General features: G+C 35.7%; 22 protein-coding genes and 1 pseudogene. 14 read left to right on the top strand and 9 right to left on the bottom strand.

Annotated elements, in window-relative coordinates:
• Window positions 1-252: 252 nt before the first annotated feature.
• Window positions 253-777, bottom strand: a complete 525-nt coding sequence (locus A9C19_RS18050) for a YpiB family protein (protein ID WP_072581220.1) — start codon at window positions 775-777, stop codon at window positions 253-255.
• 206 nt (window positions 778-983) lie between these two features.
• Here A9C19_RS18050 and A9C19_RS18045 point away from each other — a divergent pair, with 206 nt between their 5' ends.
• The 5 genes from A9C19_RS18045 (at window position 984) to A9C19_RS18025 (ending at window position 5,876) form a co-directional block, all read left to right on the top strand.
• Window positions 984-1,595 (top strand): class I SAM-dependent methyltransferase, encoded by a 612-nt coding sequence (locus A9C19_RS18045; protein ID WP_072581219.1) that lies wholly within the window; start codon window positions 984-986, stop codon window positions 1,593-1,595.
• Window positions 1,596-1,732: 137 nt separating this feature from the next.
• Entirely contained in the window at window positions 1,733-1,948 is a 216-nt protein-coding gene (locus tag A9C19_RS18040) for a hypothetical protein (protein WP_072581218.1), read from the top strand.
• Entirely contained in the window at window positions 1,949-3,067 is a 1,119-nt protein-coding gene (locus A9C19_RS18035; protein WP_072581217.1) for a GerAB/ArcD/ProY family transporter, read from the top strand.
• The gene (locus A9C19_RS18030) at window positions 3,064-4,659 is read left to right on the top strand and encodes a spore germination protein (RefSeq protein ID WP_072581216.1); all 1,596 of its coding nucleotides are present in this window, start codon (window positions 3,064-3,066) and stop codon (window positions 4,657-4,659) included. Before A9C19_RS18035 ends, A9C19_RS18030 begins: the two co-directional genes overlap by 4 nt.
• On the top strand, window positions 4,656-5,876 hold the full coding sequence (locus A9C19_RS18025) for a Ger(x)C family spore germination protein (RefSeq protein ID WP_072581215.1): 1,221 nt from the start codon (window positions 4,656-4,658) through the stop codon (window positions 5,874-5,876). Before A9C19_RS18030 ends, A9C19_RS18025 begins: the two co-directional genes overlap by 4 nt.
• 180 nt (window positions 5,877-6,056) lie before the next feature.
• Here the strand turns inward: A9C19_RS18025 and A9C19_RS18020 are convergent, their stop codons facing one another.
• The gene (locus tag A9C19_RS18020) at window positions 6,057-6,926 is read right to left on the bottom strand and encodes a Cof-type HAD-IIB family hydrolase (RefSeq protein ID WP_072581214.1); all 870 of its coding nucleotides are present in this window, start codon (window positions 6,924-6,926) and stop codon (window positions 6,057-6,059) included.
• A gap of 56 nt (window positions 6,927-6,982) precedes the next feature.
• On the bottom strand, window positions 6,983-7,738 hold the full coding sequence (locus A9C19_RS18015; protein ID WP_072581213.1) for a DeoR/GlpR family DNA-binding transcription regulator: 756 nt from the start codon (window positions 7,736-7,738) through the stop codon (window positions 6,983-6,985).
• Window positions 7,739-7,915: 177 nt separating this feature from the next.
• Between A9C19_RS18015 and A9C19_RS18010 the strand changes: the two genes are divergently transcribed.
• The 6 genes and pseudogenes from A9C19_RS18010 to A9C19_RS17985 all read left to right on the top strand — a co-directional run bounded on the left by A9C19_RS18010 (window position 7,916) and on the right by A9C19_RS17985 (window position 15,212).
• Window positions 7,916-9,841 (top strand): BglG family transcription antiterminator, encoded by a 1,926-nt coding sequence (locus A9C19_RS18010; protein WP_072581212.1) that lies wholly within the window; start codon window positions 7,916-7,918, stop codon window positions 9,839-9,841.
• Window positions 9,842-10,309: 468 nt separating this feature from the next.
• Window positions 10,310-10,402: pseudogene (locus A9C19_RS18005) on the top strand (HNH endonuclease family protein); the annotation flags it as partial.
• Window position 10,403: 1 nt separating this feature from the next.
• Window positions 10,404-10,991, top strand: a complete 588-nt coding sequence (locus A9C19_RS18000; RefSeq protein WP_072581211.1) for an SMI1/KNR4 family protein — start codon at window positions 10,404-10,406, stop codon at window positions 10,989-10,991.
• Between the two features lie 703 nt (window positions 10,992-11,694).
• Window positions 11,695-13,611: a PTS fructose transporter subunit IIABC gene (locus A9C19_RS17995; RefSeq protein WP_072581210.1), complete on the top strand. Its 1,917-nt coding sequence runs from the start codon at window positions 11,695-11,697 to the stop codon at window positions 13,609-13,611.
• A 276-nt stretch (window positions 13,612-13,887) separates the two neighbouring features.
• Window positions 13,888-14,118, top strand: a complete 231-nt coding sequence (locus A9C19_RS17990; protein WP_072581209.1) for an excisionase family DNA-binding protein — start codon at window positions 13,888-13,890, stop codon at window positions 14,116-14,118.
• A 128-nt stretch (window positions 14,119-14,246) separates the two neighbouring features.
• Window positions 14,247-15,212, top strand: a complete 966-nt coding sequence (locus tag A9C19_RS17985) for an alpha/beta hydrolase (protein WP_072581208.1) — start codon at window positions 14,247-14,249, stop codon at window positions 15,210-15,212.
• Window positions 15,213-15,354: 142 nt separating this feature from the next.
• Here A9C19_RS17985 and A9C19_RS22510 read toward each other — a convergent pair whose 3' ends face one another.
• The 4 genes from A9C19_RS22510 to A9C19_RS21905 form a co-directional block, all read right to left on the bottom strand.
• Window positions 15,355-15,483, bottom strand: a complete 129-nt coding sequence (locus A9C19_RS22510; protein WP_267888732.1) for a hypothetical protein — start codon at window positions 15,481-15,483, stop codon at window positions 15,355-15,357.
• Window positions 15,484-16,116: 633 nt separating this feature from the next.
• Complete coding sequence (locus A9C19_RS22355; RefSeq protein WP_233499301.1) at window positions 16,117-16,260, bottom strand: spore coat protein; 144 nt, start codon at window positions 16,258-16,260, stop codon at window positions 16,117-16,119.
• Window positions 16,248-16,403 (bottom strand): spore coat protein, encoded by a 156-nt coding sequence (locus tag A9C19_RS22350; RefSeq protein ID WP_233499300.1) that lies wholly within the window; start codon window positions 16,401-16,403, stop codon window positions 16,248-16,250. Before A9C19_RS22350 ends, A9C19_RS22355 begins: the two co-directional genes overlap by 13 nt.
• A 57-nt stretch (window positions 16,404-16,460) precedes the next feature.
• Window positions 16,461-16,601, bottom strand: a complete 141-nt coding sequence (locus A9C19_RS21905) for a hypothetical protein (RefSeq protein ID WP_158515115.1) — start codon at window positions 16,599-16,601, stop codon at window positions 16,461-16,463.
• A gap of 321 nt (window positions 16,602-16,922) precedes the next feature.
• Here A9C19_RS21905 and A9C19_RS17970 point away from each other — a divergent pair, with 321 nt between their 5' ends.
• Both A9C19_RS17970 and A9C19_RS17965 read left to right on the top strand, forming a co-directional pair.
• On the top strand, window positions 16,923-17,150 hold the full coding sequence (locus A9C19_RS17970; RefSeq protein ID WP_072581944.1) for a mersacidin family lantibiotic: 228 nt from the start codon (window positions 16,923-16,925) through the stop codon (window positions 17,148-17,150).
• Between the two features lie 123 nt (window positions 17,151-17,273).
• Window positions 17,274-20,426, top strand: coding sequence for a type 2 lanthipeptide synthetase LanM family protein (locus A9C19_RS17965; RefSeq protein ID WP_072581207.1), 3,153 nt, complete (start codon window positions 17,274-17,276; stop codon window positions 20,424-20,426).
• A gap of 29 nt (window positions 20,427-20,455) precedes the next feature.
• Here the strand turns inward: A9C19_RS17965 and A9C19_RS17960 are convergent, their stop codons facing one another.
• Together A9C19_RS17960 and A9C19_RS17955 are read right to left on the bottom strand one after the other, a co-directional pair.
• Complete coding sequence (locus A9C19_RS17960) at window positions 20,456-21,118, bottom strand: response regulator (protein WP_072581206.1); 663 nt, start codon at window positions 21,116-21,118, stop codon at window positions 20,456-20,458.
• 5 nt (window positions 21,119-21,123) lie between these two features.
• A complete protein-coding gene (locus tag A9C19_RS17955; RefSeq protein WP_072581205.1) occupies window positions 21,124-23,415 on the bottom strand; it encodes an ATP-binding protein in 2,292 nt (763 codons plus the stop codon).
• A gap of 121 nt (window positions 23,416-23,536) precedes the next feature.
• On the opposite strand from A9C19_RS17955, the gene A9C19_RS21900 reads away from it, so the two are divergent.
• Window positions 23,537-23,713 carry a hypothetical protein gene (locus A9C19_RS21900; RefSeq protein WP_158515114.1) on the top strand — a complete coding sequence of 59 codons (177 nt, stop codon included), beginning with the start codon at window positions 23,537-23,539 and terminating at the stop codon, window positions 23,711-23,713.

Raw genomic sequence — 23,713 nt, 5'->3', positions numbered from 1 at the left:
CAGGTGCCTAACCAATAATCAGAGGACATCCAAGGACAGTTGTTGTGATCGGTGTACGCAACTGCTGGTCCGAGTTCATATGTCCGAAGGGAAAGAACAACCTCTTTTCTAGCCGTAGTTTGACTATCTATTCAAGTGAGTGTTTGCAAGGCAAAGAAGAACGGAGAATGGATCTATAAGAGTACTAGTTAATAAAGGCTTTCCTTCTAGACCACCATAAATATTAGTTTTTTTCCCCGCCCTTATCCCCTTCTATGAATCTTGTAATTTCTTTAGCTTCCCTGCTAGTTCTTTAAATAAGGCTTCATCGCGATCATCTAACGCCTTATTGATTCTCGATTTTAACAATGCGATTTCAACGACTTTATCTGTAACGACTGCATCTTTTGCAGATTGCTCATATTGCTTAATTGACTCTAATCTAGTCGGTTCAATGAGCTGTGAGTAGCGGAAATCAGATTGTTTACCATGGTAATGGAGGACAAGATAAAGCCTTTGTGTCGGGTTATTCATAATCGAACCCATTGCTTTAGAAACGGCATCGGTTTTTGAGTGAGGCTCATAATAGGTAAATCCCTCTTTGTCTGATTGGACACTAGAGATGATGATGGTTCGCTCATTCTTGATAATCTTATCGGAAAATGAGAGATTTGTTAAAATATGATGATTCGTTTTAATATACTCTAAGAGTCTTCGTGCTTCTGGATTTTTTAGTTGATGTTGTGTTAAAAACCATGTGAGAAAATCACTTTTTTTTGCTGTAGAAACCCAACCCATGCTTCATCACCTCGATTTTTTAAAAAATTTATAGGTAGAGTTAGACTGTCAAGAATACGAAAGGACATAATCTTTCGTTTAAAGCCTTATGGGCGATAAACCGAGTTTTCCTTATCATAACATGTTCGGTGCTAGGCGTAATGGAAATTGCTTGAAAAATCTGCGAATAAAGAAGAATACCATATTACCTGGAGTGAGGAAGAAACATGACGAAAATAGACTACGATGAATTACTACATATTGATACATCAGAAAAACAAGAGGGGTTTGTCCAATCCATTCATTATCATCGGTATGAGGCAACTCCCTATGAGGCACTTACCGTCTTATTTGAGAATTACCAGATGAAAAGTACGGACCATGTGGTGGACTTTGGTTGTGGTAAAGGACGCTTAGCGTTTTATATTTCAGCATTTATCGGGGCATCTGTTGTTGGAGTGGAGATGAATGAACGGTTATATGAGGATGCGTTAAGGAATAAAGCGGCTTTTCTACAAGAGAAGAAAAGTGATAGAGGGGAAGTCTTTTTTGTCAAAAGCTTGGCTGAAAAGTATGAAATCAATCCTTTAGAAAACAGATTTTATTTCTTTAATCCGTTTACCATTCAAATTTTTATGAAGGTTGTGAATCGGATTCTTGATTCAATGGAAGCTTTCCCAAGAGAAGTAGAATTTGTCCTTTACTATGTATCACAGGATTATCTTTATTACTTGGAGAATCATCCATCATTTACCTTAAAGCAAGAAATTCCGATACCGAATCTTTACGATACAAACCAAAATGAGCGCTTCTTAATTTATCAAGTAGATGTAGGGTGAGGAGTATATAGTTCGACAAATTTCAGGGCGGTGCCAGGCACCAATTACTAAAAATCCCCTTTTTGGTTCATACTATGCGTTAGTTGGTGTTGGAAATGATTATATGGTATAGGATGAGGTTTTTTATGAGGGTTTTGATGTTTGGTTTGGTGTTTGGGGTGATGCTGTTTATGGTTGCTTTTATTGATGTTTATTTGTATAAGAGTGATTTGTTTTTTGAGGTGGGAAGGATCTTGTATATGGAGCCTGGGACAAATGTTTGGATGGTGCATGTGTTTTTAGGTGTAGGTCTTTTGTATTCTGTTTTAATGAGCATTCGATCAAAGCTGAAACAGTTTGGAAAGCGATCGTAAATGAATAAGATCGTTGAGCGAATTTCGTTATGGCAGCTGTATATCGTGATTGTTTGCTTTCAGATTGGGAGTGCAGCCCTTGTTGGAATAGGGAACCAAGCAAAGCAGGATGCTTGGATTGCAGTATTACTGGCAACGTTTATAGGGATTGGTACTATCCTGTTTTATGTATTTTTATTATCTAGAGCTCCAGGTAAGAATTTGTTTGAGCTCTTTGATTATTGTTTCGGGAAATACATAGGGAAGGCCTTGACATTTGTCTACGTCATTTTCTTTTTTTATACAGCTTCAAGAGTGCTTAGGGATTTTTGTGAGCTATTGGTATCCACAATTTTTGAGGAAACACCGATTGAATTAGTTGCAATTACGATGATGCTTGTGATTGTTTACATGCTTCAGCATGGTTTAGAGGTGTTAGGAAGGACAAGCGAAGTTTTTTTTCCATATGTTGTGACTTTTATTGTTTTGATTGGATTAGGAATCCTGTTTTCCGGAGGTATTGAATTTGATCGGCTATTGCCAATCCTTCCAGAAGGCTTTACTCCCATAATGAAAGCGATATTTCCAGATCTTCTTACCTTCCCTTTTGGAGAGGTAATTGCCTTTGCTTTAATTATCCCGTATGTAGGCAAAGAAAAGCATGTAAAGAAGGTAAGTGCGGTAGCTGTTCTAACGAGTGGGTTACTTCTTACATATGGTTCCGTTGTTCAAATTACGACCTTAGGAGCAGATTTAAAGGAGCGTTCGAGTTTTCCATTACTCAGTGCTTCAAGAGAAATCTCCTTATTGAATTTTATTGAAAGAGTCGACCTTGTTGTTGTGTTTTTTGTGATGTTTGGCATTATCGTGAAGGTAAGTGTGTTTTTTTATGGAGGATTAAAAGGGCTTGAACATATCATGAATCGACCTTATCGAACCTTAACGTTTTCAATGGGAACAATTATTGCCTTTTTCTCCATTATCATTAGTGGCAGCTTTGTTGAGCATTTAGAGGAGGGGCTTAAAATCACGACCCTTTATTTTCACCTTCCAACTCAGTTTTTCATTCCTATTGCGATGTTGCCGATTTTAATATGGAAAACAAGAAAAAAGCAGCAGAAAAAGGAGACATCTAGTTGAGTATTCTGAGTGAGCTATTTCAACGACGAAAGAACAAAAAAACAGGAAGCACAACAGATCAGGAGATTTTTGATAAAGCGGGAGTTCCTAAACATTACTTTAAGGATTTAGAAAAGAATACGGAAGAACTTCTTAAGCTCTTTCATGATACGTATGATTTTCAAAAAATAGAGATCAAAATTGGTAGCAATCATGCATGTATTTGTTTTTTAACGACTGTGCTAGATAAACAGGCCTTAAGTCTCCAAGTTTTAGAGCCGATACGAGAAGGATTTCAGGAAAAAGAATCCTATCCAACGATTCAAGATATACGAGAAGCCTATTTTCCGACGATGTCGTTCCAATATGTTGATACGCTTCATCGCCTTGTTTGGTCCATGTTAAATGGCTATGCAGTTATTATGGTGGATCAATATTCAAGCGCATTGGCATTGGAGGTTGGGGGGAAGAAAGGGAGATCAATAGAGGAACCGAGTACACAAACGATTATCAGAGGTCCTAAAGATGGATTTGTTGAAAGCTTAGAGACAAATGTAGGGCTTATAAGAGGGAGAATTAAAAATCCAAATTTAGTGTTTGAGAGCTTTTATATCGGTAGAGATTCCCATACAAAGTTATCGATAGGGTATTTGAAAAACGTTGTTAATAAAGATATTTTAGATGAAGTGAAAAAGCGAATCAATCAAATTGATACCGCTGCTGTATTGGATACTGGGAATATTGAGGAGTTTATTACGGATCAAAATTTCACCCCTTTTCCTCTAACCTATAATACAGAACGACCCGATAGTGTGAGTGGAAATATTCTTGAAGGGAAAATCGCATTATTTCTTGATGGAACGCCCTTTGTCATCATCGTTCCAACTGTTTTTACGGACTTTTTTCAATCAGCAGAGGATTATTATCAGCCGTATTTTATGACAAGCTTTGTGCGAATTATCCGTTATATTTCGTTTATGATTACGCTTATTCTCCCCTCTTTATATGTGGCAATTACAACCTATCATCATGAGCTCTTACCGACACAGCTTTTAATTAGTGTACAGGCTCAAAGGGAAGGGGTTCCGTTCCCAGCCGTTGTTGAAATTCTCATGATGGAATTAACCTTCGAGGTATTAAGAGAAGCTGGAATAAGGATGCCGCGGGCAGTAGGTCAAACTCTTTCAATTGTTGGGGCACTCGTTATAGGTCAAGCAGCGGTAGAAGCAGGCCTCGTCTCTAATGTGCTTGTGATTGTGGTTGCCTTCTCTGCGATTGCAAGCTTTGTTTCACCAATCTATAATTTTTCTATTGCCGCTAGACTTATACGATTTGTGTTAATTTTAGTAGCGTCAGCGTTAGGGTTATACGGAATTTTTGTCTCATTAATTATTATGGTCATTCATCTAGTGAGCTTACGATCTTTTGGTATTCCTTACTTAACGCCTGTTGCCCCGTTTAAAATGGAAGATCAAAAGGACGTTTTTGTCCGGTTTCCAATATGGGCAGACAAAGGGAGACCTTCTTATTTAATGACACAGGCACCGCTTAAAAAGAAGCGATTTACACGTCCCTCACCTCCTCCATCTAATTCAGAGGAGGGAAGCGAATGAGGCTTCGAACGATATGTCTATGTTTATTCGCCTTCTGCTCGCTTCTTTTAACTGGATGTTGGGACAAAACCGAATTAAATGATGTTTCGATTGCTACTGGTATTGCTGTAGATCCTGGTGAAGAGCATAAATACAAATTAACAGTTGAGGCAGTAAATTCTTCGCAATTTGCGAAGCAAGGAGCTGAAGGGAATGCGCCCGTCACGACCTTTAGTGTAGAAGGAGAATCCTTATCAGAGCTATCTGATAAATTAAATCTTGGCTTAGTTAGAAAGGTCATTTATTCGCATACTCGTGTTGTCTATATCAATCAAGAAATAGCGAATGAGGGAATATTGGGGTTTTTAGACTTCTTAGAGAGAAGCGGTCATTTTCGCAATGATTTTAATATCCTTGTTACATCTGGGGAAGCGGCTGATTTCACAAGGGTAACCTATCCTGTCCAAAAAATTCCCTCATTGAAAATTCATCAGCAAATTAAAACACTTGTTCAGGAATGGGGCGGAGATCCTGATGTCCGATTAAATGATTTTATTGATGCAATCATTTCAAAGGGAAGAGAACCTGTAACAGCTATGGTGATAATTAAAGGTGATCCAGAGAAGGGGAAATCGACGGAAAATAATAAAATGATGGAACCAGATGCTCTTGTTTCAGTAAATGGAATGGCTGTCTTTGATGATGAGAAGATGATTGGAACGATGTCTCTTGATGATGTGAGAAATTATTTATGGACACAAAGCCTCCCACATACTAGCTTAACAATACCATGTGATGAGGAAAAAAATAGACGATATATGGATGTCCGTATCATACGATCCAAAAGTAAGATGTCTACGAGCTATGAGAAGGGCCACGCAACACTAAAAGTGAAGATATATGGTGAAGCCCGCTTGCAAGGTGCAGAGTGTAAACATGATTTAAGTAAATTAGATGTTTTTCAGGATTACGAGAAAAAGCTTTTAGACCACATCCAATCCGAGGTTACACAATCTATTGTAAAGGTACAGGACGAATTCGGACTTGATATTTATGGCTTCGGAGACGCGTTAAATCGTGAGAATCCCAAACAGTTTAAAGAGGTAGAGGACAACTGGAATAAGGTCTTCACCGATGCAACTGTTGAAGTGGATGTAGCCATGCAGATGCTAAGAACGGGGATAAAAAGTAAAAGCTTTATGTCGGAGCTACCTGACGAAGAATCAAAAGAAGAGTAACCAAATGTATAAACCAGTCAAACCGTTACGCCACAAAATGTGTTACGCCGGTAGGACTGGTTTTTAGTCTGCTCACAGAAAAAATCCCATAAGTCGATTTTTTCTGGTCAGTACAAGGATATTTTTCACTGACTAGGGAGAGTAGTTTTTGCTATAGTCGTTGGTGTTATGATGACTATATTAGTTTCTGCTCTCTTCGCTGAGCTCTAAAAGAACCTTTGCTACCCCATGCTCATCATTGGTCGTTGTCGTATAGTCACTTATTTCCTTTACTTCGTCTCTAGCGTTTCCCATCGCGACACTTGTACCAGCAATCTGGAGCATCGAGACATCGTTCATGCTGTCTCCAATCGCAATCGTATCTGTTAAAGGGATTTGAAGAAAATGAGCTACTTTCTTTAAGGCAATCCCTTTTGAAGCATTCTTATGCTCGAGTTCGAAGTTATGCTGAGCAGATGTCACGATCGTCAAATCATCATAGTGACCATATTTCTCAAAGCCTTGTGCTACTTTTTCTTCGGAAAATGAGAAGGCTAATAGGTTATATATGTTGATGTCTTGATCAACAATATCAGAATAAGAGTTCACAAAACAAAAGCCATGTTGACTAAATTGCTTTGTTAAGGCGTGCTGTAACTCCTCTATTTCAATGGCTGGATTCGCACTTTTTATTCGATCAAGTTCAATTTGTAAAAGCTCACGGCCGTTTTGAGGGGTGTAAATACAATGATCAGTAAATACCTCGTAGTAATACCCGTTTTCTTCTAAATCTTTTAAAATATCGTAGGCTCTCTGCCGTTCAATTGGCTGGGAGTGGTACAGCGTGCCATCAGGAAAGTGAATGGTTGCCCCATTTGCTCCAATGATCCATGTTCTCAGCTCAGTCCCTTCAAATATCTTGAGGACATCAAAATGCGCTCGACCTGTAGCAATGACGACTTCGATGCCTTCTTGCTGCGCTTTTTTTATCGCTTCTAGATTTTCTTTACTTATTTCATTGTGATGATTTAACAGGGTGCCGTCTAAATCAATCGCAATTAGTCTCGTCATACAAAAAGCCCTCCCAGCATAAAGTTTGGTGAAGCACTATTTTTTACAAAAGGGATTTAGGCAATAATCATTTCAACCTGAGATTTTTCAAGTAACTTTTGAAATTCTTTATCAGGCTCACGATCTGTTATAAACAAATCAATATCATCTAACGTACCAAAGCGGTAATAGCCTGTGACGCCAATTTTTGTATGATCCGCTAAGAGCACGACTTGCTTTGCTTGCTGCATCATTTTTTTCATGACAACGCCATCCTCTTCATGCGCAACCGTAAGACCAGCCTCAGAAATGCCAATGACTCCAATAAAGGTTCGGTCAACGTAGTATTCTGAGAGCTTATCAAGAACAGCTGTACCGTAGACATATCGATGTTCCTTCTGGAGTAAGCCACCAAGTAAATGGATGTGAGCTTGCTTGTTTTTGGATAAAATGTCAGCTTGATTAATACTGCTTGTAATAATCGTTACGTCAATATCCTCTAAATGCTCAGCACAGGCTTGAACAGTAGTAGAAGTATCTAAGATGACATAATCACCGGGATGAATAAGGGACGCCGCTTTTTTCCCAATTCTTTGCTTCTCATCTGAAACAAGATGCAAACGGTTTGTGTAATCCTTTACTTCGTTGTGATTAGAAGGGAGGATGGCTCCTCCACGAGTTCTTAAAATCGCTTTTTCTTCTTCAAGCTTTACTAAATCCCTTCGTGCAGTATCTCTGGAAACATGGAAAAGCTCACAAATTTCATCAATTGAAATACGTTTTGAACTCTTTAAATGATTTACTATGGCTCGAAGCCTTTCTTCCTGAAACAGAATAACTCACCCCTTTTCGTAAGTATTTATAAGTAAATGTAAGTTATTGTAATTCATTATAATGCACAGTTACGTAATATGCAATAGATGTAAGGTGTAAAGAGAAATCCAGACCATTAAGAGGACATGAAAGAATGGTATGATAGAAAGGTAGTAGAGACAAAGTAGGTGATAAGAATGAATAACCGACAAAGAGAAATCGTCATTCAGTTGTTGAAAAATCAAGGACAGCCCATTCTAGTAGATGAAATAGCAAATAAAATGGGGTGTTCAGAGAAGACAGTACGGAATGACTTGAAGAGCATTGAAACGATTTTAGATAAATTTGAGAAAACAACTCTCATTCGCAAACCAGGGCTAGGAGTATTTATTGTAGTAGAAAAAGAGGATGAGCATCGTTTATATTCTGAATTTCAGCTAACAACTCTTAACTCAGATAATGATGAAGAGCAAATTCGGATGTTGGACATCACATATGAGCTCTTAATGAGTAAAAAGCCACTAACCCTTCACTATGTAGCAAAGAAATTATTTGTGAGTCACCAGGTGTTAAAGAGTGATCTTGAGCGAATTGAAAAGTGGCTAAAAACGTTTGATCTAGAACTTGTAGTCAAGCAAAAGGTTGGTCTTTATATTACAGGCTCAGAAGTAGATAAAAGAAGATGTTTAGCAAATCTATCCCTCCTAATTCGAAAGAAAAAAGATCATCCATCCTACTTAAAGGAGACTTTTTCACCTTATGAAATTCAGATTGTAGAGGAAGAACTGGTAAAGCTTCAACAGTCTCATTCTCTCTTTTATACGGATGAAACGAACGAAAGACTTATCCTTCATATCCTAGTCGCGGTAAGGCGGTTAAAGCTAGGGCATACTATCTCTTATTCTGAGATAAGCATGAAAGGGGTAAAAGAAAGAGATGAGTTCGAATGGTCAAAAAAGCTATTGAAGAAATTTGAAATCCCCTTCGTAATATTTTTCCCAGAGCAAGAAATTGCGTATTTTACCTTACAATTAATTGGAGCAAAAAGACGATATACAGAACATCCCGTTTCTACGCCTAGTCCTCAGAATCTTCAAGTGATCATGAGAGACTTAGTGAATGGCGTCGCAGAGAACACTGGAATTGAATTTCAAAAAGATGCTGCGTTAAGTGAAGGCTTGTTCCTCCACTTATATTCAGCGGTTAATCGGATTACATATGGTCTTTCAATGAAGAACCCACTACTAGATGATATTAAGCGAAAATATCCTTATTTATTTAATGGCATTATGTCTGTTCTTTTTGACATGAGTAAAGTATACAAGCTCATCATACCTGAAGAGGAAGCTGCCTATCTTACCATTCATTTTCAAGCATCGGTCGAACGAATGCAGGGAAGGAAAACCGTTCTTCCTCAAGTTATTATCGTTTGTCACCTAGGGATTGGAATGAGTCGGCTACTCCAAGTTCGTACAGAGGAAAAAGTAGAGGGACTGGATGTTGTAGGCTGTATTGCTAAGGCAGAGCTAAAGGAATTCTTGAAAAATCATCATGTGGATTTTATTATCTCAACCGTTGATCTGCCTAATAGCCACATTCCTTACGTTGTGATTAACCCATTGTTTGACGAAGAGGACCAAAATAAGGTAAAGGATATGGTAAAAGACTACAACGTAGAGAAAAAACGATCTGTTCTCTCAACACTCGTAAAGGAAGATCTCTTTTTTGCCAAGCAAGCCTATACACATCGATATAAAGCCATTGAAGACATTTGCAACGTGATGTATGAGAAAGGCTATGTAACAAAGGAATATGCCCAAAGTGCGATTGCTCGTGAAAGAGCATCAAGTACAGCGATTGGATTTAGGGTGAGCATACCACATGGAGATCCAACCCTAATTAGAAAGCCGGTCATTGCTATAGCAACATGTCAAGATCCATTAGAGTGGGGAAATGAAATGGTGTCACTCCTCTTCTTGATTGCTATGCCCCAGTATACTCATAAGGAAACAAAAGCGTTATTCAAAGAGTTATCAAACATTAGCCAGGATCCGGTCCTGATTGAAAAGCTTGTCAGTGAAGAAACGTTTGAAGGATTTTGTGAATTGTTGAATGGTAAGTAAGGATATGGGAGAAGATTTTAAAGGATATTCTTTATAAATAAGTAGTTCAGTTTTTGTGGAGAAACATCGTAAATGGCATATAAATTAGCATACCTTTTAGTACAGTAACTAGCAGAACCGTTTGTATTGATATATCGGCGTTTAATAAGAAAAAAACAACAAAATAACATAAGAAATAGCACCCGTAAAAACAACGCGACAATGACTATTGTCCTTGGGCGAATTAGGGTGCTATTTTACTTGTGAATTGATATGTGAATATCATTCCGTTGCGAGAAAAACCAAGGATTTATTACATTATGTGGTGAAATAAACTTAAAGATTATGAAAATTTAGTTCTGCAACTACCATGAAAGAATGTAATAAACTTTCATTTTTGTGGTGAAGCTCTGTTTCATGGATGGCTAACGGGTAGGATTGTGTAATAAAGGAGGAGTAATTTGAGGATATGGATTAACGCCTCATCATGCAAGTAACGATACAATTCAATTAGTCCCAACAAAATTGCACAATAATATTCCGCATATAGGAGCTGCATCTGATCTAAGAGGAGGTTATTAAAATGGAGAGCGACTACAAAAGAAACATTATATCATTAATTGAAAAATTACATTTGTCTAAATCTGAAGATGGCAAATATAAAGCAAAAACGGTTGATATAAGAGAAATTGAGAGTAAGTATAATTTATTACTTGATGAAAGTTACAAAACTTTCCTTATTCATTGCAGTAAAGGTTTTTTCGAAGAAGAGGTATTTTTACAATTTAAAGATAATAAAATTTTGATAAACGAACTGTATGTTTTAGATGGAGATGATAACCTTTTTGATCAGTTAGAAAAATTTTTATACAGAATGCCAGAGTCATTAATACCTATTGGTGAACGTCCAGGTGGTGATCAGATTTGTTTAGGGGTATCAAGAGAATTGTTAGGATTTGTTTATCTTTGGAATCACGAGGAAGAGTTAGAAGCTATAAAAATGATTACTAATTCTGAAGAAGATATAAACAATTACTTTCATAACTTAGAGTTGTTAAATAATAGTTTTATGGATTTCTTAAATTCCTTACAAATTAATAAAAATAATGAAGAAGAGAACTCTATAGATTTAGACGATGTTGAAATTTGGTTAGATGATGATTTACTCTGAGTATTGTATAACTAATTTATATGTTGGCCCTATGATTAGAACATAGGTCTTAAATTTCTCACCATTATAAGTCCCTCTATCTTGTTGCATTGAGCACATTTAATCTAAAATAATGTCATTTTCCCACTAATATATGAACATTATAAGTAATAGACATACTAAGAGAAAACAAATGTGAATGAAAAAAAGGTTCATATTACGATTGGTGTTGGGCTAATCCTATTTGGTATTATTTTTGATTATATAATGGCATAGTTTCTTGTTGTACTAACGCACCCTTAACTGAATAAGAACAACACATTCAACAACAAAAAGCTTAGGATATCCCAAGCTTTTTATTGTGTGTTAATTGTATTGTTAATTCACTTGCTATTCAAGCTGCGGAAACGTATGTTTTTGGGTCAGTGATTTTAAGTTTTCTCCACGTTATCTGAACTACTTACTTTATAAATCTCCTCTTTTTTCTTTACCTTAAAATAGCCTCTAAACCTATTAGATTAGCGTAAAATTCCTCTTCATCGATACCTTAATTCCCTATCTTCATTTACTCTATCAATTCCTTCACGATTTAGTATGAATATGTACAGCTTAACCATATAATCCACATTTTCCGGAACTACGGTAAAAATAAAAAATTAATCTTCGAACACAGGAGGTATGATGTATGTAAGCGGTTCAATCATTGCTTAAAGGAGGAATTAAAATGAAATTGTTAGCGATTACATCGTGTCCTAATGGCATTGCACATACGTATATGGCTGCTGAAAATCTTCAGAAGGCAGCAGATAAGCTTGGCGTTTCCATGAAGGTAGAAACGCAAGGATCAATAGGAGTAGAAAATGAATTTACGGCAAAAGAAATCAGGGAAGCAGATGGCATTATCATTGCTGCTGATAAAACGGTAAATAAAGATCGATTTTCAGGAAAAAAACTACTTGTCGTTGGAGTTCAAGAAGGAATAAGAAAACCTGAGGAACTCATCAAAAAACATCTAAATGGGGAAGTACAGGAGTACAAAGGAACAACCTCTCAAAGTGAGGAAGGCGCAAAGGAAACGAAGCAAAATCCAATTTATCGTCATTTAATGAATGGTGTATCCTATATGATTCCGTTCATCGTGATTGGTGGTCTACTAATTGCAATCGCTTTAACAGTAGGTGGTGTACCGACGGAACAGGGATTAAAAATACCGGATGATTCATTTTGGAAGAAAATTGAGGGATTAGGTGCAGCTTCCTTCACATTTATGATTCCAATCTTAGCTGGTTTTATTTCCTACAGTATTGCCGATCGACCTGGTTTAGCACCCGGTATGGTAGGAGGATACATCGCAGCAAATGGAAGCTTTTATGATAGTGAAGCTGGAGCTGGCTTTATCGGAGGAATTATTGCAGGTTTCTTAGCGGGTTATCTTGCACTTGCTATCAAAAAAATAAAGGTACCAAAAGCAGTTCAACCAATTATGCCTATTATCATTATTCCCGTTCTTGCTTCTTTATTGGTAGGGCTCGTGTTTATTTACATTTTAGGTGCACCTGTTGCACAGGTTTTTGTATCGTTAACAGCATGGTTAGCGAGTATGCAAGGAACTAGTTCTATTCTTTTAGCACTCATACTTGGTGCGATGATTTCATTTGATATGGGTGGACCAGTGAACAAGGTAGCGTTCTTATTCGGTTCAGCCATGATTGGAGAAGGAAATTATGAAATTATGGGTCCAATCGCCGCAGCGATCTGTATCCCACCAATCGGTATGGGAATTGCCACATTTTTAAGTCGAAAGAAATTCCAGCCAGCTGAACGTGAAGCAGGAAAAGCTTCCTTCACGATGGGATTATTCGGAATTACAGAAGGTGCGATACCATTCGCTGCTCAAGATCCGCTACGTGTCATTCCAAGTATCATGGTTGGTTCGATGACAGGTGCTGTCATCGCGATGATTGGCCAGGTTGGAGACAGAGTGGCACATGGAGGACCTATTGTTGCCGTACTTGGTGCTGTTGACAACGTCCTCATGTTCTTTATCGCTATTATAGTAGGTTCCTTTGTCACAGCATTATTAGTAAATCTTTTGAAAAAAAATGTGGAAGCTTCTAGCGAGATAAAAAAGGGGCAAGAACAGCTCACTCCATCTGTAAGCTCAGAGCCATCGAGTGAAGTGACAAATATAACGGAGATTACACACACAGACTTCATTGATGTTCAACTAAAAGGAAACACAAGAGATGAAATCATTGAAGATATGATCGAAAAACTCTATAAATCTGGTAGACTTTCATCAAAGTCAGATTTTACACAAGCCATTATAGACCGTGAAGAACAAAGCTCAACAGGGATTGGGATGAATATCGCAATTCCACATGGTAAATCTGATGCTGTTGTAAAGCCAACCGTCTTCTTTGGAATAAAACAAGACGGAGTTGACTGGAAAAGCTTGGACGGTTCAGAAGCGAAGTTAATCTTTATGATTGCTGTGCCAAAATCAGCACAGGGTGATGCACACCTAAAAATCCTTCAAATGCTTTCTCGTAAATTAATGGACGACGACTATCGTAATCAACTATTAGCGGTAAGAACGAAGGAAGCAGCATATGAACTCTTAAGAGAAATTCAATCATAAAAAGCAGATGTGGAGACTGTACTCGGTTTGAGTCAGTCTCTTTTGCTGTATCATTGTTTTTCTTCTCCTAGAACTGCATAATAAGGATAGATGGAGTGTAGGCCGAGTGAATGAGTTAAGATGATTAGTACACTAAATAGCCTCGAAGGTTAAAGAAAATAGTCAGCATTCACATGTACTACCAAGGTCAGGAAGAAAAGAGGAGCCCCCTACAGAGAGAAAACTTTTTAGGGAAGCAACAAGCCATATCTAAAAATTTGAAGAACAGGTGACATGATGTACTTAACAGTAGCTGAAACAGCAGAATATTTATCTATACCAGAAGAACAAGTAAGAGCGCTAATTTTAGAAAAAAAGATTAGAGCCCTCTTTGATGGAGAACAGTACTTAGTGAATAAAGATCAATTCACGACACATTTTGAACAACTAGAAAAGTATAAAGAATGGATCAACGACTACTTAAAGGAACCGATTCCTGAAGATCCAGATGTGAAGGATGAAGATTAAGTCGTAGCTACTAGCCACTCATTGACAAGAGGGGCTTTTTTTGTCGGAAAAATTCATGAGAATACAGTAGATGTTTTGTGAAAAAATGATATTATTATCAATAATGATAATAATAGGAGCTGGTAAAATTGAATACATGGATAGAAGAAGTTTTTTCAGTACATAACGGAATAACACTTAAAGGAACATTGGCCATCCCAAATAAGGATCAACAGAAGTTTCCTGCAATTATTATGATTAATGGGTCAGGAGGTTCTGATCGAGATGGCAATATGAAAAAGCCGAAAATTGAGTCGAACCTTTATAAAGAGATTGCTCATTTCGTAACGGATTTAGGATTTATTAGCTTACGTTATGACAAACGATCTGTGGGTGAAAGTGAAGGAGATCCAACTAAAGGTGGGATGCACGACTTAGTCTCAGATGTCAGCTGTATGGTGCGTTTTTTGAAAAAACATCCTTTAGTGGATGAAAATCAGATTATCTTACTTGGTCATTCAGAGGGATGCATACTCGCAACAAAGGTGAGTGAAACTGAACAACTAGGAGGGCTTATCCTACTTGGAGGGGCAGCAGCCAACATAAAAGAATCGCAGTACTATCAGAATCTACAAATACTAGAGGAAATAAAACATTTAAAAGGTATAAAAGGTTTACTTTTAAGACTTGTTTTAAATGAAGAAAAGCTTAAAAAGCAATTCACAAAGTTTGAGAAAAAGCTGTATACAAATGACAAAGATATGATGAGAATCTCCATGCAAAAAATTCCTGCTAAATGGTTTAGAGAGCATTACGCGTACACAACAGAAAAAATACTTCAAGCCTTAAATAAAATGGAAGCACCTATCTTGGCTATTACAGGTGAAAAGGACGTACAGGCTCATTGTGAAAATCTAACTCGTATTGATCAGTTAGGAAAGTCAAATGCAAAAACAGTAATCATTCCTAACATGGATCACATGCTAAAAGAATTTACGGGAGATAAATCCGTCCTCTCCATCAAGAAACAATACAAATCAGCAGAAAAGTACCCAATTCATCCACAGCTAAAGGAAGAATTAGAGACTTGGTTACATGCACACTACCTACAGTAAACTTAATAAAAAGCAACAATGTCTTGCCTTTAAAATTGACAAGCTAAGCCTTTTCTACTGGGTTTTCTGTCTAGAATAAGGCGAAAAAATCACCCTCAAGTCAATGTTAGCCAAAACTTTCTTCTTAGATGACTATTACCGTTTACTTTAATTTTTCCTCACCGGTACGTTCATCTGTTAAACGTTCACCCGAACGATAAGCAGCCGAAGCGACAGCCGATTGTCCTTTTATTCTTGAAATAACCTGTGTTGAAAAATGATAGATTGCCATAATTCTCACCTCCTTTTCTTTTTGACGCTACGCGATTATGAAAGAAATTTCGCAGACGATGGCGAAATTCAATTTGACCGAAACGGAAAGGGAAATACCGAAGGAAGCTAGTATACACCTAAGTAATTATATAGAATCTCTTAAAACAGCAAATGAAGCATTAATTGTTTCAAGTGTTAACAAAAGGATAACTACTAGGGCTGTACAGTATATATTACAGAAGTATGATGTTCATCCTCACAAAATACGCCATACATTTTGTCAGAAGTAAGTTGGTAAAGGTATTGATATTCATACAATAGCGAAATTGGTTGGTCATAAAGATGTTAATGTAACAAAACGTTATACAAATAATGTAATAGCAAACCTAGAAGATGCAATTGATCAAGCTTTTTCTTAAATGATACACACGGATGCTTTGTCTTTATTAGTTCTGTAGTAATAATTGAACTTAGTAGATAGGACATTTAATACTAAAAAATCCTGCGAATATCGGCAGGATTTTTTTAATTTAGCAATCAGAGCACTGTTCTTGATCTATTTAGTTTTTAAAGGTCAATCCCCCCGAATAGTCAACTTTTGTCTCTACTATTCGGGGGTAATTTAAGGGCTGCCTATTTTTTATATTAATATTTAAAGAAGGTCAATGTCAGCAACTAAAGCAACAAGGACTTGTAATAGAGCTTGAAGAGAGACTGCAACATCTATATCAGTAGTTGTAATATTTACATTTCTGGAGTTTTCAATAACTAGGTTTTGTTCGTTTAATTGCTTAATATCAGCTTCCTGCAGAAGTTGTTGAGTGATCTTTTCTGCTTGGTCGCTATCAGCATTGTTAGGTTAATAACTAGTACGATAGCAGCTTGAATAGCAACCTGTAAGGAAACAGCTACTTGTGTATCAGTTGAAGATACTTCAATCTCACAAGAATCTCTAATAATAATTGCTTCAGAAGAGATTTGTTCAGTTTCATTTACTTAATTACTGCCTTGAGAACCTGATTCATCATCTTCAAAGAAGAAATTATTTACATCTAACACCTCTTGGTAAGAATCATTGTTTGTTGAATGATATGATTTCGAGTTTGATTTAGTCCACTCAAAAGTTTTTGCTTGCATGACCTTAATTCCTCCTTTCGGTGTAATACCATCAGATATCCCTATAGGGCATTTTTGTGTAGTAAAAGTATCTTAATGATTTAGCCCTTTTGGATAAATAATTAGAAGACTTCTAACTATTAAATCCAGGCAGTTCCGATCTCTAAGGTCATTGAAAGGAAAAAGACTAATCACTCTGTATAAAGATTTTTTCAAAACTGTAAAATTATGCTATTTTGCGAAGTGCACAAGATTAAGAGATTAAGATAAATTATAGACATAGCAAGACAACATCAAGAAAAACAAAAAACAAAAAATTAAAAAAGAGGAAGGATGATTGAAATGTCAAAAGAAGTAAAAGTAACTAGTGAGGAAATTATTGAGGCTTTAAAGAATCAAGATGTAAGAGCTAAATTTGAAGGAATTACTCACCCATCAGGAAAGGCTTTAAATGAATTAAGTGAAGAAGAATTAGCAGCAATCCAAGGTGCATCTGATGTACAGCCAGAAACAACTCCATTATGTGTCGGTGTTATTATCGGCCTTACAACTTCTATCAAAATTTGCTAATACACTCTTAATAAAAAGAGGCAGTCATATGATCTGCCTCCTTTTTATTAAAACTATTGTTAATTGTTTAAGAGAAAAGGAGATTGAGTAATTAACAATAATTTTAAGAAAAGGGGAGATATAATGTTAAATAATGAAACTGTAAAACCAGAGAATTTTGTGCATTCCTTGTTTTTGTCAGAAAGGTATCAGGTTTTAAAACAAAATAGTGATAATCTAACTTTTAGTGAAGACCTTCAAAGGGTTGATAAATGGAAAAGAGATTTGTACAAAGAAAGTAAGAACTTTAAACATAGATTAGAACAAGATAATTATAGTGAAGAGGTATTTGAGGCATTAATTACTACAATTGATGAAGAAAAAGCCTACTTATATAGTCAACCTTTATCTAATAATGTAAATCTAAGTTTACTTGAAGTGGGGTTAGAGCTACTCAAATATAAAGACTTGAATGAAGATGAATTTCAGTTAGTTGAATTTGTTTATCCTTTTATAATTTATGCTTCAGAAACCTTAACTGAATCTCTGAATCATCGTTTAAAGACTGTTCCCTACAATTTAGAGACAGTAAAACAAAAGCTTCTTTTATCATTAGCTGAGGAATTATTAAACATAGCTTCTCGTTCTATTATTTTAGAACTACATGTTTCAAAAATTCGCGAAGAGTTAGTTGGTGATACTCCGGAAGAGAGGTTTAAATCCTTTGTTACACAAAAAGCAAGAAATCTTGAAAGTTTGTTTCTGTTTTATAAGGAATATGCTACTTTAACAAGATACTTAATTACAAGAACAGACTATTTTATTGTAAATATTCAAGAGTTACTTTTACGGTTAGATAGAGATTGGCAAAAAATAAATTCAGAGTTTCATATCGGAAATGAAACATTAGTCGAGATTAGTTGTGGGCTAGGTGACACTCACCAGAGAGGGAAAACTGTGGCCAAGCTTATTTTTGAGAATGGTAAAGAAATTGTCTATAAACCAAAGCCTCTAGAAATTGCAACGGCCTATAATCAATTTGTTAAATGGATTTCAGAAAGAAGTACCTTTATATCTTTACCTACCTATAGAATAGTTGATTGTGGGAATTACGGTTGGGAAGAGAAGGTTGTTCCATACAGTTGTTATTCTGAAGACGAAGTGAAACGGTATTATTTTCGCTTTGGTAGCCTAGCAGGATTAATGTATCTTTTAAATGGTGCAGATATGCATTTTGAGAACGTTATTGCTGGAGGGGAATTTCCTTATGTAATAGATTTTGAAACGATTTTCCATCAATATCCAAAACTTGATTTCCCAGATAGTTCAGAGATATTGCTTAAATATAAGCAAAGTGAATCGGTAATTGGTACAGGTCTTCTTCCTCAATCTTTATTTCAAAATACAGATGGTCAAGGGCTAGACTTTAGTGCCTTAAATGGGAAGGAACAGGCTCTACCGTTTAAAGTGTTAGGGCTGGACCAAATTAATACTGATAATATGGAGTATTCTTTAAAAGAAGCTAAAAGCCAAGGATCTTCAAATTTACCTTCTTTAAATGGCAAACCTGTTAAAGCTGAAGAATATCTTGATGAAATTGTTAAGGGGTTCAGGACTATTTTACAATTTTTCTTTGATAATAAGGAGAGTATTTTAAGTGAAGATGGCCCACTTTCACCATTTAAAAATATAAAGATCCGTATTATTGCTCGTGCCACGCAGCAATATGCTCATTTTTTACAAGAGTCTACGCATCCAGATTACATGCGTGATTCCATTTATTTAGAAAAATTATTTGAAAGAATGTGGTATTATCCTTACCTAGATAAGAGAATTGTTAAACATGAAATTAATGATTTACTCCAAAGAGATATCCCTTATTTTACAAGTTTTGTAGATTCATGTGATTTATATGATAGTAAAGGCGTGAAAATAGATCATTTCTTTCAAAAAAGTGGATATGAAAAGGTAACGGAAAAGATTAAGAATCTATCTATTCAAGAGTTAGAAGATCAAGTTAACTGGTTGATATTATCTATTGAAGGAAATAGGTCTGCCAATATTAAAATTACACGAAAAGACGTGCTAAATGTTTCGACTAATCCCTTTGATTATCAAGAGCAGTTTCTAGAAGAAGCAATAAAAATTGGAGAACACTTGTTGAAAAGAGCTACCTTTTCAAGTGACTACAAAAATACATCATGGTTAAATGTGAATATTATTAATAATCATTGGTTTGTTGCTCCAATGAAGCAGAGCTTATATGATGGGCTTAGTGGAGTAGCTTTATTCTTATTATATCTGTATAAAGAAACAAACAATATAAGGTATTTGGATACAGCCCATGCAGCAATACAGTCAGCTATAAATCCATTTGCTGCTTCATCTAAGGGACTAGTCTCGACCTTCTTTGGGGAAATTTCAGTTTTATATGCACTTCTCCATTTTCAAAAGTTAAGCCCTAAGGAAGAGTACATGAACTATATTAATAAGGTGAAAAAAACGTTAAAACAAAGGATTGAGGATGATAAAGAATTTGATTTATTAAGTGGTTCAGCAGGCATCCTCCACCTTTTAAGCAATCTATATGAATACACTAGTGAACCAGAGTATTTAGACATCATAAAGGCTTATGGAGATCATCTTATTAAGAACGCGAACCATCTACGTTCTGGGACGGCGTGGAAAAATAGACATACTCAGACTTATTTGGGAGGATTATCCCATGGGACAAGTGGTATTGCGACTGCTTTGGTAAGAGCAGGGACAGTAAGTGGGAATCAGAATTATATCACGCTTGCGAAACTAGCGATTGAGTATGATCGCTCATTGTATAATGCAGATAAAAGAGCTTGGCTAGATTTACGTAATGATAAACCTCAATTTCCGCATCAATGGACGCATGGCTCTACTGGAATTGGAATTAGTCGATTAATGATAAAGCAATATGTTCAAGATCAATCTCTAGATTCTGAAGTTCAAATAGCTATGGATAATATAGAAAACTTTGGTTTTAAAAACAATAATAATCTATCTCACGGTAATATGGGAGATTCCGAATTATACTTACTAGGTGCCTTACATTATGAGGATGATCAATTACTATGGAAAGCGAGAAATATTGCAAAACAAGCCCTTGATGATATTAAAAGCTCAAGTCAATACCATGTAGATAGTCCAGCAAACATTGAATCTCTTGGATTGTTTACAGGAATTTCTGGGATCGGATTTCAACTTTTAAGATTGAGAAATCCAAAGGAAATTCCATCGGTGTTAACTTTAGAAAATGCATATTAAAAGTAAAGGAGGATGTTAACATCCTCCTTTTATAGATTCACATTAATAATTCCCTTACGAACAGCTTCAGCCAGGGCCTCTGAACGTGAATTGACTTTAAACTTCTTATAAATTTTAGTGAGATTATATTCTACTGCTCTAATGCTCATAAATAGCTCTTCTGAGATATCTTTATTGCTTTTCCCTTTTGAAATTCCCTCTAATATTTCTAATTCTTTTTGGGTAACGGAAATATTAGTTTGTTGATTTGAAAAGGAATTAGTGTTGGTCGTTTGAACAGTTATTTCTGAAAGCCTTAGTTGCTGTAACAGAGAGATTGGAATGAGAGTGTATCCACTTAATACAGCATGAACAGACATAAGCAGCTCTTGTTGGGAAGCCGATTTGCTTATAATCCCCGAGATACCAGAATCAATCAGTAAATTAAATTGTGATTTATATTCAAAACCTGTATAGAGAATAATCTTGGCTTCTTTATGAAACTTAAAAATTCGCTGAGCGAGTTCAAGACCTGAACAATTTGGCATATTCATATCCAGTAAATATACGTCAAAAGGTTCTTCTTTACTCTTAGCGATTACTTCCTCTATGTCCATCGAATAAGTGACATGAAAACCAGTCTCTTGTTCAATCATATTCTTTGTACCTTCACCAACAAGTTGATGATCGTCGACAATCAATATTCGCACCAAATTTATCACCTCGGTAATGTAATATGAACTTGAAGCCCTTTTCCTTTTTCAGATAGAAAGTCCACTTTCCCATTTAAACTAAATATCCGTTCTTTTACTCCAGATAGACCCATATGATTTTTTTTCTGCTTTAACCTATTTAGGTCAAAACCTATTCCGTTGTCACGGTAATCGATATAGATCGTCTCATCTTCTTCCCACATACTGATGGCTACATATGTGGCTTCTGAATGTTTATCTGCATTGTTTAATAACTCTTGAAAAATACGGTAGATTGAAAGAGTTTTATTATAATCCTCAAATGAATCTGATATATGATCAAAATCATAATCAAGGTTATATTTCACTCTCATCTGTACTTGTGAAAAGAGTTCTTTTAATGACTTAATCAGCCCAGCTTCTAATAAAAGGTTAGGTCTTAATTCATTGCAAGTATCACGTATCTGTTTAATAACATCTACCATTCCGATCTTAATTTTTATTAATTGATCTTTAGTATCACTCGGTAATGTATGGTCCTCATTAATGAGAGTTTCTAATTTTCGGTACCAAACGATTTGATCTTGTAGGGCAGAGTCATGAAGGTCAGAGGCTAGACGTCTTCGTTCTCTTTCTGCTAACTGAAATAAAAAGCGAGAGAGTGAGACAGAAGTTGGGTGTTCATTAATGTCTTGTTTAGCTAGGGAATTAATAAGATTTGTTATTGTATGGATATTCTCATGCACTAAGCGAACATACTTTACGATTGTAATAGTCCATGACTTTTCATTGATATTAAAATTCGTTTTATTTTTTTTAGGACCGATCCAGAGATAAGTTGTTTTATTATTTTTCTTGAAAATTTTAATCCCAATTGCACTTTTATGTATTAATAAACTACTTTCTGTATCAGTTTGCATCATCCATTTTTGTTGTTTGTGGAGGATAAATTGATTGCTTTCTCCATAAACAACATTTGATGTAAATGTCGCTGTACTATCGTCATAATCAATTAAAGAAATGACTGAAGGACTTAGAATAGCAACGACCTCATTAATAAGTGCGCTTTGTAATTCGTTTTCGTTCATAATCATCGATAGTTTTTCTGTGAACTGATCTATACTTTGAGTCAGGTTAGTCTTATCTTTAAAAAGTTGGTTTCTAAACGAAAAATCAATCCTCTCCTTAATAATTAGAAAGAGAACATTTAAAACGAATATTAATAAGAAAATCTCAATGAATTGATTAATTGGACTTGCTTCATGATTAACCATTCCGATTAATACTAAAGAAATAATAATAGTAGGTAATAATGAAAGAATGGAATAATATCGGATACGGTTTAAGATAAAGTTAATATCAAGAAGTTGTTTTGTAATAACTAAATAGGAATATCCTATAGGTATAGCAAAAAGACATAATGCCGCAATTTCATCGGCTATGAAAGGTAAATCTAACATCCAAGGTAATGCATGTAAAAAGATAAAGGGAAAAAATGCAACGACTTGTATAACTAACATCCATTTAAGAAAAGGTTCATTTAAAGAATGGCGATTTTTCATGTACTCATAAATTAAGAATCCAATACAAAAAAGGATATTCACACTAAAGTAGATTAGCATTAAGTTTGAAGTAAGAAATACTGGAATATTAGGAACAACAAGGTCTAGTAAGTTAATGAAAATGATGAAGATGCAAATTACTGTATTCGTTAATAGTAGACCAGATTTTTTCTCATGAATGATTCCCTTCTCAAAAAATAACGAATGTAGGAAATAAGTGAAAAATAATGCCCCTAATTGAAATGAGAAAGTGAGTACTAAAGTAGCAACAAGTTCCCCACGACCTGATTCAGTAGAGGTAAAGAAACTTAGAGAAGCACCCATTAAAAATCCCATTAAATAATTGGCCGTTTTACTGTGTTTTTGATAAATAAAAACACATAAGATAATGGTTACTATTGAAAAAATACCAGGGATATAAATATCTTGTAGTACTCGGGACATGTTGATGTTAGGTGCTGTGTAGGAAGAAACTGTCTCGTCATTTTGTAAGGTTATTTCTTTAGCATGTATAACAGATTGTTGGCTGAACTTACTTTCTCCTTCTACCTCAACTACTATATCTCCGAGTGAAATATCTGTAGTGTTAGCCCAGCCATCTTTTGCTATCTTCTCAATTATATAGTTTTCTTGTTGATCAGAAGATAAGGTTATGCCACTGTATGGTTTGCTCATGGCTGTTAACAAATATGCGTGTAGTGTTAAGTATACTATTAGAACTGAAATGGCTAGAAAGAGTCTTTTCTTTTGAGGCATGGTTCCGTATATTCCCTCCTTAAATAGAGATAAGTTTGCGGTAATTACAAATCTCTTTGTGGATAATACTTCTATATTTTGTAATAAGATAATAGTATCAAAGATGAAGGGTGAGATTAATATGTTAATGGAACTAGTTGAAATGATTTTATCAAATCCAAATATTCAGGAATGGAACCCAGCAGATTCTAGTATGCTTAGTGGATTTTCTCAAGCTGAACTAGATGTTATCTTTCATACTCTTACGTTAAATGCTAGTGAAATAATCCCAATGTCTGATACATGGAAACCAAGCTAA

Source organism: Bacillus weihaiensis (genome assembly GCF_001889165.1).
GTDB lineage: Bacteria > Bacillota > Bacilli > Bacillales > Bacillaceae > Metabacillus > Metabacillus weihaiensis.
The sequence above is the reverse complement of the archived record's forward strand: the minus strand, read 5'-3'. Positions and strand labels throughout refer to the sequence as shown.

Excerpts from the sequence above, each read along its gene's own strand:
- A9C19_RS18050 (WP_072581220.1), bottom strand. The coding sequence starts at position 777 with ATGGGTTGGGTTTCTACAGCAAAAAAAAGTGATTTTCTCACATGGTTT.
- A9C19_RS18000 (WP_072581211.1), top strand. The coding sequence starts at position 10,404 with ATGGAGAGCGACTACAAAAGAAACATTATATCATTAATTGAAAAATTA.
- A9C19_RS17995 (WP_072581210.1), top strand. The coding sequence starts at position 11,695 with ATGAAATTGTTAGCGATTACATCGTGTCCTAATGGCATTGCACATACG.
- A9C19_RS17990 (WP_072581209.1), top strand. The coding sequence starts at position 13,888 with ATGTACTTAACAGTAGCTGAAACAGCAGAATATTTATCTATACCAGAA.
- A9C19_RS17965 (WP_072581207.1), top strand. The coding sequence starts at position 17,274 with ATGTTAAATAATGAAACTGTAAAACCAGAGAATTTTGTGCATTCCTTG.
- A9C19_RS18020 (WP_072581214.1), bottom strand. The coding sequence starts at position 6,926 with ATGACGAGACTAATTGCGATTGATTTAGACGGCACCCTGTTAAATCAT.
- A9C19_RS18035 (WP_072581217.1), top strand. The coding sequence starts at position 1,949 with ATGAATAAGATCGTTGAGCGAATTTCGTTATGGCAGCTGTATATCGTG.
- A9C19_RS18025 (WP_072581215.1), top strand. The coding sequence starts at position 4,656 with ATGAGGCTTCGAACGATATGTCTATGTTTATTCGCCTTCTGCTCGCTT.
- A9C19_RS21900 (WP_158515114.1), top strand. The coding sequence starts at position 23,537 with ATGTTAATGGAACTAGTTGAAATGATTTTATCAAATCCAAATATTCAG.
- A9C19_RS18045 (WP_072581219.1), top strand. The coding sequence starts at position 984 with ATGACGAAAATAGACTACGATGAATTACTACATATTGATACATCAGAA.
- A9C19_RS17970 (WP_072581944.1), top strand. The coding sequence starts at position 16,923 with ATGTCAAAAGAAGTAAAAGTAACTAGTGAGGAAATTATTGAGGCTTTA.
- A9C19_RS18040 (WP_072581218.1), top strand. The coding sequence starts at position 1,733 with ATGTTTGGTTTGGTGTTTGGGGTGATGCTGTTTATGGTTGCTTTTATT.
- A9C19_RS21905 (WP_158515115.1), bottom strand. The coding sequence starts at position 16,601 with ATGCAAGCAAAAACTTTTGAGTGGACTAAATCAAACTCGAAATCATAT.
- A9C19_RS17955 (WP_072581205.1), bottom strand. The coding sequence starts at position 23,415 with ATGCCTCAAAAGAAAAGACTCTTTCTAGCCATTTCAGTTCTAATAGTA.
- A9C19_RS18010 (WP_072581212.1), top strand. The coding sequence starts at position 7,916 with ATGAATAACCGACAAAGAGAAATCGTCATTCAGTTGTTGAAAAATCAA.
- A9C19_RS22510 (WP_267888732.1), bottom strand. The coding sequence starts at position 15,483 with ATGGCAATCTATCATTTTTCAACACAGGTTATTTCAAGAATAAAAGGA.